This window comes from Pseudoxanthomonas sp. F37, from assembly GCF_022965755.1.
Lineage (GTDB): Bacteria > Pseudomonadota > Gammaproteobacteria > Xanthomonadales > Xanthomonadaceae > Pseudoxanthomonas_A.
In genome coordinates this window covers 2,554,132-2,569,800 of sequence record NZ_CP095187.1, presented here as the reverse complement: position 1 = coordinate 2,569,800, position 15,669 = coordinate 2,554,132, and the positions used below count along the sequence as shown (strand labels likewise).

The 15,669-nt window shown below is 69.4% G+C and carries 12 protein-coding genes; 5 read left to right on the top strand and 7 right to left on the bottom strand.

Annotation, left to right across the window (positions count from 1 at the left end; genetic code table 11):
• Positions 1-65: 65 nt before the first annotated feature.
• The 7 genes from MUU77_RS12035 to MUU77_RS12005 all read right to left on the bottom strand — a co-directional run bounded on the left by MUU77_RS12035 (position 66) and on the right by MUU77_RS12005 (position 10,285).
• Positions 66-1,034 (bottom strand): aldo/keto reductase, encoded by a 969-nt coding sequence (locus MUU77_RS12035; protein ID WP_245087098.1) that lies wholly within the window; start codon positions 1,032-1,034, stop codon positions 66-68.
• A 51-nt stretch (positions 1,035-1,085) separates the two neighbouring features.
• A complete protein-coding gene (locus tag MUU77_RS12030; protein WP_245087095.1) occupies positions 1,086-2,342 on the bottom strand; it encodes an EAL domain-containing protein in 1,257 nt (418 codons plus the stop codon).
• A gap of 170 nt (positions 2,343-2,512) precedes the next feature.
• Positions 2,513-4,042: an exopolyphosphatase gene (gene ppx / locus MUU77_RS12025; RefSeq protein WP_345779052.1), complete on the bottom strand. Its 1,530-nt coding sequence runs from the start codon at positions 4,040-4,042 to the stop codon at positions 2,513-2,515.
• Between the two features lie 77 nt (positions 4,043-4,119).
• A complete protein-coding gene (gene ppk1, locus MUU77_RS12020; RefSeq protein ID WP_245087093.1) occupies positions 4,120-6,207 on the bottom strand; it encodes a polyphosphate kinase 1 in 2,088 nt (695 codons plus the stop codon).
• A complete protein-coding gene (phoR, locus tag MUU77_RS12015; protein WP_245087091.1) occupies positions 6,204-7,541 on the bottom strand; it encodes a phosphate regulon sensor histidine kinase PhoR in 1,338 nt (445 codons plus the stop codon). Before phoR ends, ppk1 begins: the two co-directional genes overlap by 4 nt.
• 313 nt (positions 7,542-7,854) lie before the next feature.
• A complete protein-coding gene (gene phoB, locus MUU77_RS12010) occupies positions 7,855-8,544 on the bottom strand; it encodes a phosphate regulon transcriptional regulator PhoB (RefSeq protein WP_245087089.1) in 690 nt (229 codons plus the stop codon).
• Positions 8,545-8,644: 100 nt separating this feature from the next.
• Entirely contained in the window at positions 8,645-10,285 is a 1,641-nt protein-coding gene (locus tag MUU77_RS12005; protein ID WP_245087086.1) for a M48 family metalloprotease, read from the bottom strand.
• A 187-nt stretch (positions 10,286-10,472) separates the two neighbouring features.
• Between MUU77_RS12005 and grxC the strand changes: the two genes are divergently transcribed.
• The 5 genes from grxC (at position 10,473) to MUU77_RS11980 (ending at position 15,669) form a co-directional block, all read left to right on the top strand.
• Positions 10,473-10,763, top strand: coding sequence for a glutaredoxin 3 (gene grxC, locus MUU77_RS12000; protein WP_245087084.1), 291 nt, complete (start codon positions 10,473-10,475; stop codon positions 10,761-10,763).
• Positions 10,760-11,155, top strand: a complete 396-nt coding sequence (locus MUU77_RS11995) for a carboxymuconolactone decarboxylase family protein (RefSeq protein ID WP_245087082.1) — start codon at positions 10,760-10,762, stop codon at positions 11,153-11,155. Before grxC ends, MUU77_RS11995 begins: the two co-directional genes overlap by 4 nt.
• Before the next feature lie 150 nt (positions 11,156-11,305).
• The gene (locus tag MUU77_RS11990) at positions 11,306-12,313 is read left to right on the top strand and encodes an isocitrate dehydrogenase (RefSeq protein WP_245087080.1); all 1,008 of its coding nucleotides are present in this window, start codon (positions 11,306-11,308) and stop codon (positions 12,311-12,313) included.
• A gap of 113 nt (positions 12,314-12,426) precedes the next feature.
• Positions 12,427-14,247 carry a sodium:solute symporter family protein gene (locus MUU77_RS11985; protein WP_245087078.1) on the top strand — a complete coding sequence of 607 codons (1,821 nt, stop codon included), beginning with the start codon at positions 12,427-12,429 and terminating at the stop codon, positions 14,245-14,247.
• Positions 14,248-14,361: 114 nt separating this feature from the next.
• Positions 14,362-15,669, top strand: a complete 1,308-nt coding sequence (locus MUU77_RS11980; protein WP_245087076.1) for a Na+/H+ antiporter NhaC family protein — start codon at positions 14,362-14,364, stop codon at positions 15,667-15,669.

Here is a 15,669-nt window from a genome sequence, read left to right as displayed (position 1 = left end):
AAGAGGGGGACGGCCATGATGGCCGGCGGACGCGATGCCGCGCCCGTGCCGACGGTCATCGCCCTTTACGGCACGCGCCCGCCGCGCGCCGCGGAGAACAGCGCGTACCAGGCCTCGCGCGAGAGCTGCACCTCGTCCGCGGCGCAGCAGGCCGCCAGGCGCACCGGGTCGGTGGTGCCGACGATGGGTTGCAGGCCGGCGGGATGGCGCAGCAGCCAGGCCAGCTGGATCGCTTCGGGGGCCACGCCATGCGCTGCGGCCAGTTGCCGCAGCAAGGCCGAGGTCTGGCGGACCACCGGGTCGGCGAACTCGGACAGGGTGCCCAGCCTGCCGCCGGCCAATGGCGCCCAGGCCTGCAGGCGGATGTCGTGCAGGCGTGCATGGTCCAGCGTGCCGGCTGCGGAGGCGTAGGCATGGCCGGTGGTGTTGGCGACCACGCCGTCATCGATCAGCGGCAGGTGCAGCAGGCTTATTTCCACCTGGTTCGCCACCAGCGGCTGGCGCAGGTGGCGGCGCAGCAGGTCGATCTGGCCGGGCGTGTGGTTGCTGACGCCGAAGTGTCGCACCTTGCCGCTGGCATGCAGGGCGTCGAAGGCCCGTGCGACCTCTTCCGGTTCCACCAGCGCATCGGGACGATGCAGCAGCAGGACGTCCAGATGGTCCACGCCCAGGCGCGCCAGGCTGCCTTCGACCGAGGCCACGATATGCGCGTAACTGAAGTCGTAGCGCTGGGGGGCGCCGGGCGGATCGTCGGCGAAGCGGATGCCGCACTTCGACTGCAGGACCATCTTCGCGCGGAGCCCGGGCGAGGCGCGCAGCACCTGGCCGAACACCTGCTCGGATTTGCCGCGCGCATAGATGTCGGCGTGGTCGAACAGGGTGATGCCGTGGGCCAGCGCCGTTTCGATCAGCCGCTGCGCGTTGCGGCGTTCTTCCAGGGTGATCGGCGAGGCGTCCCAGGCCCGGCTCAGGTGCATGCAGCCATAGCCGATGCGGGACGTGCTGAGGCCATCGGCCAGGGGATACGTCTTCATCGGCGGCACGCGCAGGACGGAGCAGGCATCATGCCAGAGCGCTGCGGTGCATCAGGCCAGCGGCCGTTCGGCAGCGAGCATCTGCGCAAGGGCGTCGGCTTCCAACGGACGTGCGAGGTGGTAACCCTGCACGTCGTCCACCCCGAGCGCCTGCAACGCCGCCAGCTCGGAGGCCGTCTCCACGCCTTCGGCGACCACGCGCGACTGCGTCTGCCGTGCGAACTCGATCAGCGCCGCCGCCAGTGCGCGCCGCGGCGAATCCGTGTCGATATCGCGGGTCAGGCTGAGGTCGAGCTTGATGATGTCCGGGTGGATGGCCAGCACGTGGCGCATGCTGGCGTAGCCCGCGCCCGCATCGTCCACGGCCACGCGCACCCCGGCCTCGCGCAGCGGTACCAGGCGCTTGTTGAGCAGGCCGTAATCCTCCACCAGCGAGTGCTCGGTGATCTCCAGGACCACGCGGTGCGGGTCGAGGTCGTCGATATAGCCGTCGATACCGCCGCTGATGACCGTCTGCGGCGACACGTTGAGGGCCACGTAGAAGTCGCCCGGCATCCGGCGAAGGCCATCGAGCGCGGACAGGATGGCGTTGAGTTCCAGACGCACGCCCAGGCCGATCTCGCGCGCCTCCGCGAACCACACATCGGGCGTCCGCTGCGGTTCCAGCCCGAAGCGCGACAGGCATTCCACGCCGACGATGCGGCGTTGGCTGCTGCGGAGAATCGGCTGGTACACCATGTGTGGCTGGCCCAGCTCCAGCACCGAGGTGATACGGGCGACCTTCTTTTCGTGTTCGTGCACCGCATCGAGGTCGCCATCGATCTGGTAGGCCAGCAGATCGGCGAAGGCACGCATCATGTGCAGGTCGCGCTGGCCGAGCGACAGGTTGGAGGCCAGGCTGAAACAGCAGAAGGTGCCGTACACGCGGCCGTCGCGCAGTTGGATGGGCACGCTCAGGTGCGCGCCGATGGGCAGCGCCCGCGTCTCGGGAATGTCGTCCAGCACGGGGATCGCGCCGGTGTCGGGAATCAGCTGCGGGATCTGCCCCTCGACCACGCGCATGCAGTAACCCTCATCCAGCGGGCTCGAATCGCCGGGGCGGATGGGGGCGGGGTCCAGCCGGCTGGCGACGTGGCGGAACACCCGGTCGCGGCCGTTGAATTCGGAAACGAAGGCCACGTCCATGTCGAGGTGGCGGCGCACCGCATCCAGCATGCGGTCCACGTTGCGGCCGATGGCCGCGGCGCCGGGGCCGCCGTCCAGCCAGGCGTCGGACAGCAGCTCGTCGTGGATTCTTCGATCGATCACGGCTTCCTCCTGAAGGCATGCGTACGACGAAGTGCAACCGCCGTCGGGTCTGCCCCCGCCGCACCGGCGGACGGAGAGAATGGCGTGGGGCACAGGATGCAGGCCACGCCGCGGACCTCTTGGCAGGTCCGAGTGTACCGGCATGTCACATAAGTGGAAGTGCCGGTGGATCAGGCCACGAACGGCTTGAACGCCACGCCCAGCCCCTGCATGTCCTCCGGTTCGCCCACCAGGTCCGAGCGCAGCAGAGGGCGCGCGTCGATCCATTTCTTGCTGACCACCAGGTCCAGGCGGTCGCCGTTGGCGGTCAGGTCCAGGCGGGGAATGGCCTCGTTGTCGTGCGAGCGGTGCAGCAGCACGGCCAGGCGCAGCAGGGCGGCCTTGCGCCGGGCGCTGAGCAGCAGGCGGTCGGGCAGGGCGTCGAACGCGTTCTTGGGGACGCCGCGGCGATGCGTGCGCACCAGCGCCGACAGCACCTGCTGTTCCTGGCGGGAGAAGCCTTCGATGTCGGAGTGCTCCAGCAGATAGGCGCCGTGCACGTGGTACTGGCTGTGGGCGATGACCAGGCCGATCTCGTGCAGGCGCGCGGCCCAGCCGAGCATGCGCGCATCGTCGTCGTCCAGGCCCCAGTCCTGCTCCACCTGTTCGAACAGGCGCATCGCGGTGGCTTCCACCCGCGCGGCCTGGAACTCGTCGATGCCGTAGCGCTGCATCAGCGCCGCGGTGGACAGGTCGCGCGGATCGTTGTCGCTGCCGCGGCCCAGCATGTCGAACAGGATGCCTTCGCGCATCGCCGCCTTGCTGACCATCAGTCGCTGCAGCTCCAGCGCTTCGAACGCGGCCTCCAGCACCAGCACGCCGCCGGCGATGATCGGGCGGCGGTCGCTGGACAGGCCGGGCAGGTCGATGTCCTCGATGCGGTCGGCCTGCAGCAGCTTTTCGCGCACCTGCGGCAGGGCTTCGGCGGTGACCGCGCCCTTGGTGAGCTTCATGGCCGCGCAGATCTCGCCGATGGCCTTGTTGGTGCCCGACGAGCCGATGGCTTCCTGCCAGCCCAGGCTGCGGTACAGGCCGGCGAACTGCTGGAACTCGGCGCCGATCTCGGTGAGCGCTTCCTTCCAGCGCTTGCGCGAGAGCTTGCCGCCGGGGAAGAAGCGGCGCGTGCTGGCGATGCAGCCGGCCTGCAGGCTTTCGCGCTCCAGCGTCTCGAAGCCGCGGCCGATGATGAACTCGGTCGAGCCGCCGCCGATGTCGATGACCAGGCGGCGCTGGTTGGATTTCGGCGGCTGCGCGTGCGCCACGCCCAGGTAGATCAGGCGCGCCTCCTCGCGGCCGGATACCACTTCGATCGGCTTGCCCAGCGCGGCTTCGGCCGCGGCCAGGAAGTCCTGCGGCTCGCGCAGCTGGCGTACCGTATTGGTGGCCAGGGCGCGCACGCGGGCGGCGGGGATGTCGCGGATGCGCTGGCCGAAGCGGGACAGGCAGTCCAGCGCGCGTTGGCGGGCGGCGGCGGACAGGCCGCCCTTGCCGTCCAGGCCGTCGGCCATGCGCACGGTTTCGCGCAGGCGGTCGACCACGCGCAACTGTCCCAGCAGCGACCGCGCCACCACCATGTGGAAGCTGTTGGAGCCCAGATCGATCGCGGCCAGCAGGTCCCCGTCCTGGAGTGGAGGGGAGGTGGGGGAGGTCAGGGGCGCCATGCGCTCAGTTTAGCCAATGGCGTGGCGCAATGCTGCAGCGCGATGCGCGTCCGCGATGCATGCCTCGACAGGCCGCATCAGACTTTGGCCAGCAGCGTGCCCTGCGCCGAATGCGGCGGGTCGTCGCCGGGCACGAGCTTGACGTAGTGACCGTCGGCGTGCAGTTCCCAGGCGTTGCAGTTGTCGTCCAGGTAGTTCTGCAGGCCTTCCTTGAACACGCGCGCCGACAGGTCCTTGTCCAGGATGGGGAAGCAGGTCTCCACGCGGTGCAGCAGGTTGCGTTCCAGCCAGTCGGCGCTGGCGCAGTACAGTTCCGGCGCGCCGTCGTTGCCGAACCAGTAGAGCCGGCTGTGCTCGAGGAAGCGGCCCACGATGGAGCGCACCCGGATGTTGTCGGAGATGCCGGGCACGCCGGGGCGCAATGCACAGGCCCCGCGGACGATCAGGTCGATCTTCACCCCTGCCTGCGAGGCGGCGTACAGCGCGCGGATGATGCGCGGTTCGTTGATCGCGTTGATCTTGGCGATGATGCGCGCCGGCTTGCCCGCCTTCGCCAGTCTGGCCTCGCGTTCGATCTTCTTGATCAGGCCCGGATGCAGGGTGAAAGGCGACTGCAGCAGGCGCTTGAGCTTGGTGGTGGGCGCCAGTCCCGACAGCTGCTGGAACAGCAGGTGCACGTCGTTGCCGATGTCCGGGTCGGCGGTGATCAGGCCGATGTCGGTGTACGCGCGCGCGGTGCCGCTGTGGTAGTTGCCGGTGCCCAGGTGCACGTAGCGGCGCAGCTTGCGGCCTTCGCGGCGCACGATCAGCAGCATCTTGGCATGGGTCTTGTAGCCCACCACGCCGTAGACCACCTGCGCGCCGGCCTCCTGCAGGCGGTCGGCCACGCCCAGGTTGGCGTCCTCGTCGAAGCGCGCGCGCAGTTCCACCACCACGGTGACGTCCTTGCCGTTGCGCGCGGCCTGCACCAGCGCGTCGACGATGGCCGAATCCTTGCCGGTGCGGTAGAGGGTCTGCTTGATCGCCAGCACCTCCGGATCGACCGCGGCCTGCTTGATCAGCTCGTGCACCGGTGCGAACGAATCGAACGGGTGGTGCAGCAGCACGTCGCCGTCGGCGACCTTCTCGAAGATCGCGTCGCTGTCGCGCAGCGCGCGCGGGGTGAAGGCGGGGTACTTCAGTTCCGGGCGCTGCACCAGGTCGTACACCTGGATGACGCGGTTGAGGTTGACCGGTCCGTTGATCGGGTACACCGCGTTGTCGGGCAGGGCGAAGTTCTGCAGCAGCGTGCGCACGATGGGCTTGGGGCAGTCGTGCGCGATCTCCAGCCGCACGGCGGGCCGGTAGCCGCGCCCGACCAGCTCGTCGCGCAGCGCCAGCGCCAGGTTCTCCACCTCTTCCTCGTCGACCACGACCTCGGAGTTGCGGGTCACGCGGAACTGGTAGGAGCCCTTGACCTCCATGCCCGGGAACAGTTCGTCCACGAACACCGACAGCACCGAGGACAGCAGCACGAAATCGTTCTCGCCGCCGGACACGCGCTGGGGCAGGTGGATGATGCGCGGCAGCGAGCGCGGCGCGCGCACGATGGCCAGGTGGCCGGCGCGGCCGAACGCGTCCTTGCCCTTCAACACCACCACGATGTTGAGCGACTTGTTGAGGATCTTCGGGAACGGATGCGCCGGGTCCAGGCCCAGCGGCGAGAGCACCGGCATGATCTCGTTGCGGAAGTACGCGCGCAGCCAGCGGGTCTGGCGTGCGTTCCAGCTGTCGCGGCCGAACACCCGCACGCCGGCCTCGGCCAGCCCGGGGCGCAGCACCTCGTTCCAGCACTTGTACTGGGCGTCGACCAGCTCGGCGGCGCGGTCGTGGATCCTGTTGAGCACGGTGGCCGGGCTCATCCCGTCCGCGCCGGGCGGCAGGCCGAAATCCAGGGCGTGGCGCACCGTGGCCGCGCGGATCTCGAAGAACTCGTCCAGGTTGGTGCATGAGATGCACAGGAAGCGCAGCCGTTCCAGCAGCGGCACGGATGGATCCTGCGCCTGCGCCAGCACGCGGAAGTTGAAATCCAGCTGCGAGAGTTCGCGGTTGAGGTAGAGCGCCGGGTCCCGCAGCGCGTCGTCGGCGGCGGGGGCGGCGGGCGGCAGGTTGGGGGCGGCGTTCATGCGGTCTGATCCGTCAGGACGGGTAGGGAGGCATCCAGGCGCGGTTCCACGCGCTCGGGACCGAAATGCACGGAGAAGGTACTGCCCTGGCCCACTTCGCTTTCGATCTCCAGCCGGGCCTGGTGCAGGTTCAACACATGCTTGACGATGGACAGGCCCAGGCCAGTGCCACCGCTCTCGCGCGAGCGGCTGGTGGAGACGCGGTAGAAGCGCTCGGTGATGCGCGGCAGGTGCGAGGAAGGAATCCCGTAGCCGGTGTCGCGCACGCTGAGCACCGCGCCGTCGCCCTCGCGCGCGAAACGCACGGTGATGGTGCCGCCCACGGGCGTATAGCGCACGGCATTGCTCACCAGGTTGGAGAAGGCGCTGTGCAGCTCCTTGTTGGAGCCGGCCAGGTCCACGCCGGCCTCGTCCTGCACGACGATGGTGTGGCGGCGCTGGCTCAGCGCCTCGGCCTCGCGGCGCAGGGTGGCCAGCATCGGGGCCATGGCGACGTTCTCGTCGGGCAGGCTTTCCTGCGCCTCCAGGCGCGAGAGCGTCAGCAGGTCTTCGACCAGCTGGGTCATGCGCTGGGACTGCTTCTGCATTTCCGCCAGCATGGGCGCCCAGTCGGGATGCTCGCTGGGCTCCAGCATGTCCAGGTAACCGTGCACCACGGTCAGCGGTGTGCGCAGTTCGTGCGAGACGTTGGCGACGAAGTCGCGACGCATCTGTTCCAGCCGCAGCATCTTGCTGACGTCGCGGGCCACCAGCAGCCAGTACTGGTCCGAATAGGGGATCAGGCGCAGGTTCAGGCGCAGGTCGGGGTCCACCGGCGACGCCGCATCCAGCATCGGTTCGGCGTTGCGGCCCGCGGCCAGCCAGTGCGACATCGGCAGCGGCTGCAGGCGGTCGCCCACCGGTGCGCCGATGTCGGCGGGGTACTGCAGGCCCAGCAGGCTGCTGGCGGCCTTGTTGAACCACTGCACGCGCTGGCTGTTGCGTTCCACCACCACCACCGCGTCGGGCAGGGCGGCCGCCGCGGCGCGGTAGGCACGCAGCATGTCCAACAGGCGGCGCTTGCGCGTGCGCATTTCGGCCTGGCCGCGGAACAGCAGGCGGTCGAGTTCGTTCCAGACGCCCCGGCCCTGCGCCGGCTCCAGGCGCTGGCGTGCGGTCAGCCGCAGCAGCACCTTGCGCAGGCGCCAGTAGTGCCACGCCACCACGCCCAGCGCCGCCAGGGTCACGATGGGCCACACCTGGCCGACCAGCAAGCCCGCGACCACGGCCAGCGCCAGGATCAGCGCCAGCTGGCCGAGCGTCTTGAACCAGGCGGAACGGATGTCATGGGGCATGGGGGGATTGTAGGCAGATGTGTATGACAGCAGGGATGGGAACGCAGGCGCGCGCGACGGGCTTGGGGGTTCCAGATGGTCAGCCGGGCCGCCACGCCGCTGGCGCCGTCTTCCCCGTCGTCATCCCGGCGAAGGCCGGGGTCCCTGGGGCGCCTGGTTCGGCCTGCGGTCTTCCAGGGCAGGAGCAATGGCGCATGCAGAACGGGTCCCAGCCTTCGCCGGGACGATGGAAGCGAGGCGGCGGGTCTTCCTCACCTTCCCGCATCGATGTGAGAAGGTGCGCTCGCACCGGGTGCCCGGACGTGCCGGAACCTCACATCGAGGCCGAGAAGCGGTAGCCCGAGCCGCGCACGGTCTGCACCATGTTCTCCAGTCCGTGCGGTTCCAGCGTCTTGCGCAGGCGGCGGATGTGCACGTCCACGGTGCGCTCCTCCACGTACACGCTGCCGCCCCACACATGGTCCAGCAACTGGGTGCGCGAGTAGACGCGCTCGGGGTGGGTCATGAAGAAGTGCAGCAGGCGGTATTCGGTGGGGCCGATCGGCACCGGCGTGTCGCCGGCGAACACCCGGTGGGCGGCGCCGTCGATGCGCAGGCTGCCCACCGCCACGCTGCCGTCCTCGTCGTCGTCGCGCGAGCGGCGCATCACGGCACGGATGCGGGCCAGCAGTTCGCGGGCCGAGAAAGGCTTGACCACGTAGTCGTCTACGCCGGCCTCCAGCCCGCCGACCCGGTCGTTCTCTTCGCCGCGGGCGGTCAGCATGATGATGGGCACGTCCCGGGTCATGGCGTCCTTGCGCCAGCGCCGGGCCAGTTCCAGCCCACTGGTGCCGGGCAGCATCCAGTCCAGCAGGATCAGGTCCGGCACGCGGTCGGCGATGGCGTTCTGGGCCTCGCGGGCGTCGCCGGCATGGATCGGTTCGTATTCGCCCTTGCGCAGGGCGAACGCCACCATGTCGCGGATGGCGGGCTCGTCGTCGACGATCAGGATGTGCTTCTGCACGCAGGATCCGGGAGGCGAGGGGGACCGTGCCAGTAGACGACAATTTTATGACGTTTACATGACGGGCCGCCGGGCTGTCACACGGCAGGCCGGCAGGTGCTCAGCGCCGCTCCACGTCGGGGTCGCGGATGCCCTGGCGCCGCAACTCCAGCACCTCCGGCGTGATGGCGGCGATGCGGGCGTCGATCCGGGCGCGGGCGTAGAAGTCCAGGTCGTCCCGCTTCTTGAGGTTCTGCAGCTGGATCAGGGCCTGCTCGGGCCTTCCGTTCAGGTAGGCGGCCTCGGCGTAGGCCTCGCCGGCGCGGGCGATGTCGCCGGCCAGCTCGTTGGCGCGGGCGAACTGCTGCTGGAACACCGGATCGTCGCCTGCGCGCCCCATCAGCGGGCGCAGGACGGCCTGCGCCCGCTGGCCGGCCTGACGGCCGCCCTGCTCGTTCAGGACCCGGGCGTAGGTCAGGCTGACGGCCCGGTTTTCGGGGTGGCGCCGCATCAGTGCGTCGAAGCGGCGGTTGGCCGCCTGCGGGTCGCCCGTGCGCGACTCGGCTTCGCCCAGCGCCAGCCCTACCCACAGGTTGTCGGGGGTTTCATCGGCCAGGGCCCGCAGTTCCGCCAGTGCCGTGCGGGTGTCGCCTCCCTGGAGATGCGCGACGGCCACGCCGTAGCGCTGGGGGCCGGTCAATGGCCTGCCGGCCTGACGCCGCAGCGTTTCGTACTCGCGCACCGCGGCCGAGGGCGTGCTGGCGCTGAGTGCGCGCAGGCGCTCGCGGGCCCAGTCGAACTGTCCGGTCTCGCCGCGCTGGAAGACCTGCACGGGCAACGTCACCGGCACGGGCAGCAGCGGGTTGTCGCTGCGCGTCTCCGGCAGGGTGATGCCGGAGCGGTCGAAGCGCTCGACGCGCTCCCCGCCGGGCACGCTGGTGACGGTGGTGACCTGGGTGCCCCGCAGCTGGTCCGCGCGCTGGCGTGCCTCGCTGATGCGGGTGGTGGTCACCGGGTGGGTCTGCAGGTAATCGGGGACGGCCTCGCGCCCGCTGCCGCGCGCGACCCGGGTGGCCTGCTGCAGCTTGGCGAAGAAGCCGGCCATGGCGTCGATGTCGTAACCGGCGCGGGAAAGGGTACGGATGCCCACGCGGTCGGCCTCGGATTCGTTGGAGCGGGTGTAGTCGATCTGCCGCTGCTGCATCAGGCCCATCGCCGAGGCGATGGCCGCCTGCGAGGCATCGCCGCTGGAACTGCCGCCGGCGGCCTGGGCCAGGACGATGGCGCCCAGCATGCCCAGCAGGATCGGCACCTGGTCGCGCTGCGCGCGTTCCACGCCGCGCAGCACGTGTTGCTGGGTGACGTGCGCGATCTCGTGCGACAGGACGGCGGCCACTTCATCCTCGCGGTCGGCGGTCAGCACCAGGCCGGCATTCATGCCGATGTAGCCGCCCAGCGTGGCGAAGGCATTGATCTGCCGGTCGCGCATCATGAAGAAGGTGTACGCCTGCTGCGGGTTGTCGCTGTCGGCGCCCAGGCGGTTGCCCACGGTCTGCAGCCAATCGGTGACCAGCGGGTCTTCCAGCAGATAGCCGTAGTTGCGCAGCTCGCGCAGCATCATGCCGCCGTACTCGGCCTGGCGTGCCGGCGTGAGCAGCTCGCCGGCGGACGAGCCGATGTCGGGCAGCCGGCTGTCCTGCGACGCGGCCAGCGGGGCGGCAAGGGCCAGGGTCAGGGCGGTGGCGAGCAACAATGGGCGCAAATGGAGGCTCCGTGGCGGATAATGACGCCGTCATCAGGATGACCGGTCACCGATCCGGGCGAGTGAATACGTGGTTAACCGGGCCAGTACCGGTCCGCACTGTTTCATGTCGCCGGCTGGAAGCGGGCCCGGCCGGCCCGATATCGGTTGCGACCCCCCCACGTTCCTTTGGTTCCGGAGAACTCCCTTGAGCGACACCCCGCAAGGCGCCACCGCGCCGGAAGTCATCCTCTACAGCACGGCGATCTGTCCTTACTGCGTGGCCGCGAAGAACTTCCTGAAGAGCAAGGGCCGCGATTGGACCGAGGTGCGCATCGACCTGGACCCGGCCGAGCGCGAGAAGATGATCGCCAGGGCCAAGCGCACCAGCGTGCCGCAGATCTTCGTCGGCGATGTCCACGTGGGCGGCTACGACGACATGATCGCGCTGCACCGCGCCGGCAAGCTCGATGCGTTGCTGGCGGGAGAGGCCGCATGAGCGCCGGCGACGACAGCAACGACCGCGTCAAGGCGTTCACCGAGTTCCGCCAGCGCATGAACAAGCGCATCCTGGACGAACCCAACCAGGTCGTGCGCCGCTTCTTCGCCCTGGATACGCAGACCTACCAGGCAGGCGCGCTGGACGTGAAGACCAAGGAACTGCTGGGCCTGGTGGCATCGATGGTGCTTCGCTGCGACGACTGCATCAGCTACCACGTCGCCCAGTGCAAGGAGGCCGGCGTGACCCGCGAGGAGTTCTTCGAGACTTTCTCGGTGGGCCTGGTGGTGGGAGGTTCCATCGTCATCCCGCACCTTCGCAGGGCCGTGGATTTCCTCGACCAGCTGGAAGGCGGCGCCGCTGCCGCGCCCGTGGCCCACGACCACGGCTGAGCCGCTGGGCCCGGCGCCCGCGCCGGGCCCCCGACCATCGTCGATTTGGGGCGCCGACGGGCCCTCGGGCATAATGTCGGGTACAGACCTTCCCCTTCGCGCCCGCTCCGGCCCAGGCCCGCGCGCGCCCCTGTTCGGAAACCCCACTCAATGACCCAGACGATTACGGTCATCCGCGGCGACGGTATTGGCCCGGAGATCATGGATGCCACCCTGTACGTGCTCGACGCCCTCAAGGCCGGCCTGACCTATGAGGAGGCCGACGCCGGCATGGTCGCGCTGGAGAAGCACGGCGACCTGCTGCCGCAGGCCACGCTGGACTCCATCCGCAAGAACGGCGTGGCCCTGAAGAGTCCGCTGACCACGCCGGTGGGCGAGGGCTTCAGTTCGATCAACGTGGCCCTGCGCCGCCACTTCGACCTGTACGCCAACGTGCGTCCGGCCAAGTCGTTCCCGAACACCAAGTCGCGCTTCCCGACGGGCGTGGACCTGATCACCGTGCGCGAGAACACCGAGGGCGCCTACATCGGCGAAGGCCAGTCGGTTTCGGAAGACGGCGAGACCGCGCTGCTGACGCAGAAGATCACCCGCAAGGGTTCCGAGCGCATCGTGCGCTACGCCTTCGACCTGGCCCGCAAGACCGGCCGCAAGAAGGTCACCGTGGTGCACAAGGCCAACATCCTGAAGAGCACCTCCGGCCTGTTCCTGAAGGTGGCGCGCGAAGTGGCCGCACAGTACCCGGACATCCAGTGCAACGAGATGATCGTGGACAACACCTGCATGCAGCTGGTGATGCGTCCGGAGCAGTTCGACATCATCGTCACCACCAACCTGTTCGGCGACATCATCTCGGACCTGTGCGCGGGCCTGGTGGGCGGCCTGGGCCTGGCGCCGGGCGCCAACATCGGCACCGATGCGGCGATCTTCGAAGCCGTGCACGGTTCGGCTCCCGACATCGCGGGCAAGGGCGTCGCCAATCCGTGCGCGCTGCTGCTGGGCGCGGCCCAGATGCTGGACCACCTGGGCCAGCCCGAGAAGGCCGAGCGCCTGCGCGCGGCCATCATCGCCACGCTGGAAGCCAAGGATTCGCTGACCCCGGACCTGGGCGGCGAGGGCACCACCATGTCGTTCGCCAAGGCGATCGCCAGCCGCGTGTGATCGTGTTGCACGCGCACCTGCGCGCGTCGATGCGCGCAGGCGCGGTTTTGAGCCTCGGGCCGCCTGGGGTATCCTCGGTCGCATGTTCCTCATGACGCTTGCCGTCGCGCCCGATGGGATCGCTGGCGGTCATTGACTGGACCATCGTCGCCGCCTACCTGGCGGCGACACTGCTGGTAGGCGCCTGGGTGTCCCGCACGGCGGGACGTTCGCTGGACTCCTACTTCGTCGCCGACCGGTCGTTGCCCTGGTGGTGGCTGGGCACCTCGATGGCGGCCACCACGTTCGCCGCGGATACGCCGCTGGTCGTATCGGGCCTGGTGGCCAGGCATGGCGTCGCCGGCAACTGGTTGTGGTGGTCCTGGGCCATCTCCCACATCTCGGTCGCGGTCGTGTTCGCGGCGTTGTGGCGCCGTTCGCGCGTGCTGACGGATGCCGAACTGATCGAACTGCGCTACTGCGGACGCTCCGCGGCGTGGCTGCGCGGATTCAAGGCCGCATTCTTCGCCATCCTGATCAACGCCATCATCCTGGGATGGGTGGTCAGGGCGATGGTGAAGATCGCCGCGCCCTTCGTGGACTGGCGCGCTTGGCTGGGACCTGCGGCCATGGAGGCGTTCACCGCGTTCTGGCCCGACGCGCTGCTGGTCGGTTCGCCGGGCGATACGATCACGGTGCTGGTGCTTTTCTGCGTGATCGGTGCCTACTCCAGCCTGGGCGGCATCCGTGGCGTCATCCTGACCGACCTGTTGCAGTTCGCCATGGCCCTGGTCGGGGGCGTGGCCTTTGCGTTGATCGCTGTCGACCACGTGGGAGGGCTGCAGGGCCTGCAGGCGGGCCTTGCGCGGCACTACGACGTGGCAAGCCTGCTGGCCTTCGTGCCGGGACGCGATGCCGCCTGGCTGCCGGTGCAGGTGTTCCTCACCTACATCGCCGTGCAATGGTGGGCGCAGTACTACAGCGATGGCAGCGGCTATCTCGCCCAACGCGTGTTCACGGCACGCGACGAGCGCCACGCCACTGCGGGAACCTTGTGGTTCGCCGTCCTGAACTATGCGGTACGCACCTGGCCCTGGGTGCTGGTGGCGCTGGTCGCGCTGGTGGTGTTCCCCCTTGGCGTGAGTGGGGGTGGCGCGGATGCCGAGCTCGTGGCGGCAGACCGCGAGATGGCGTATCCGGTGCTGATGGCGCGTCTGCTTCCGGCCGGCCTGCTGGGCCTGCTGTTCGCATCGTTGCTGGCCGCGTTCATGAGCACCGTCGACACCCATCTCAACTGGGGAGCGAGCTATCTCACCCATGACCTCTATCGGCGCTTCGTCGCGCCCGATGCCAGCCAGTCGCGGCTGGTCTGGGTCAGCCGACTCTCGGTGATGCTGCTCACGGCGATGGGGGTCGTGGTGGCGTCGCGGATCGACAGCATCGAGCAGGCGTGGCGCCTTTTCATCGCACTGGGCGCAGGACTCGGTCTTCCCTCGATGCTGCGATGGTTCTGGTGGCGGGCGAATGCATGGACCGAGATCGCCGGCATCGTGGCGGCGGTGTCGTCCGCGCTGGTGCTGTACCCCTTGTTTCCCGATGCGCGCGACGAATACCTGTTGCTGGCCATCGTGGCGATCGCCACGGCCAGTGCCCTGCTGGCCACCTGGCTGACGCCGCCGGTCCCCGACGCGCATCTGGAAGCGTTCACGCGCCGCGTGCGTCCGCCGGGCTGGTGGCGCGACCTGCCGGGTGCGGCCCCCAGGCGAGCGATGGGCTGGCTGGGGATCGCCTGGTTGTCGGGCAATGCCGGGGTGTACGCGCTGTTGTTCGGCATCGGTGGTTTGCTGCTGGGGTCGCCTGTGCCGGGTGCGCTCCTGGTCCTCGGTGGTCTGGTCGGGCTGTGGGGCGCGTTCCGGGGCAGTGAAGCGTTCCGCATGGCGAGTGCGCCACGCTAGCCGGGCAGATCAGGGTTCCGGCGTCCCGTTTTTGTCGGCCTGTGTCCCACCCATGGGCTTTGACGCTAGGCTGGCGGCACGCACAATCCGCGGCCCCACGCAGAAGGCCCTGCCATGTCCGTACGTCCCAGTGCGCTTGCGCTGACTCCGCTGCTGCTGTTCCTGGCGCTGTTCTTCGGCGCCGGGCTGTACTACACGGCACAGGGCGAGGCGATGGGGTTCTACCAGTTGCGCGCGCCGGTGGCCATCCTGCCGGCCCTGGCGCTGGGGGTCTGGCTGGCGCGCAGGCGCGGCGTTCCCGCGCAGCAGACCCTGCTGCAGGGCATGGGCGACGGCAACGTCATGCTGATGTGCCTGATCTTCCTGCTGGCGGGGGCGTTCGCCACGGTGTCCAAGGCCATCGGTGCCGTCGATGCGGTGGTCGCGCTGGGCCTGGGCGCATTGCCGGCCGGCCTGATCCTGCCGGGCCTGTTCCTGGCGGCCGCGTTCGTGTCGCTGTCCATCGGTACGTCGATGGGGACGCTGGCGGCGGTGGTGCCGATCGCGCTGGGGGTGGCCGATGCCGCGGGCCTGGACCGCGTGCTGGTGACGTCGGCCGTGCTGGGCGGCGCGATGTTCGGCGATAACCTGTCCATCATTTCCGACACCACCATTGCGGCCACGCGCAGCCAGGGCGCGGAGATGCGCGACAAGTTCCGCGAGAACTTCCGGATCGCGCTGCCCGCCGCCATCGCCACGATCGTCCTGCTCGCCACCCTGGGCGACGCTGCGCCGGTGGAAGCCCCCGACGCCGCTTCGCCCTGGCTGGTGCTGCCCTACGTGGTGGTGCTGGGCCTGGCGCTGGCCGGCCTGGACGTGGTGCTGGTGCTGGGCATCGGCCTGGTCGTGTCCGGCGTGTTCGGCTTCGTGCTGGCGCAGGAGTACGACGTGGTCGCGTTCGCCGGCGACATCTACCTGGGGTTCGAAAGCATGGTGGAGATCACCCTGCTGTCCATCCTCATCGGCGGCCTGGCGGCGCTGATCAAGGCAACCGGCGGCCTGGCCTGGCTGGCGCAGGTCATCGCGGCGTTCGCGCGCGGCCATACCGGGCGCAGGTCGGGCGAGATCAGTATCGCGGCGCTGGCCGCGGGTTCGGATGCGCTCACCGCCAACAATACGGTCGCCATCCTGGTGACCGGCAGCCTGGCGAAGGACATCGCGCAGCGCCATGGCATCAGTCCGCGCCGTGCGGCCAGCGTGCTCGACATCTTCGCGTGCGTGGTGCAGGGCGTCCTGCCGTACGGCGCCCAGATCCTGCTGGCGGCGTCCCTGGCGGCCGTGTCGCCGCTCGCGTTGGCGGGCAGCGTGTACTACTGCTGGTTGCTGGCGCTGTCCGCGCTGGTCTTCATGGTGTGGCCCCGTCGCGCAGCCGCACCGCACTAG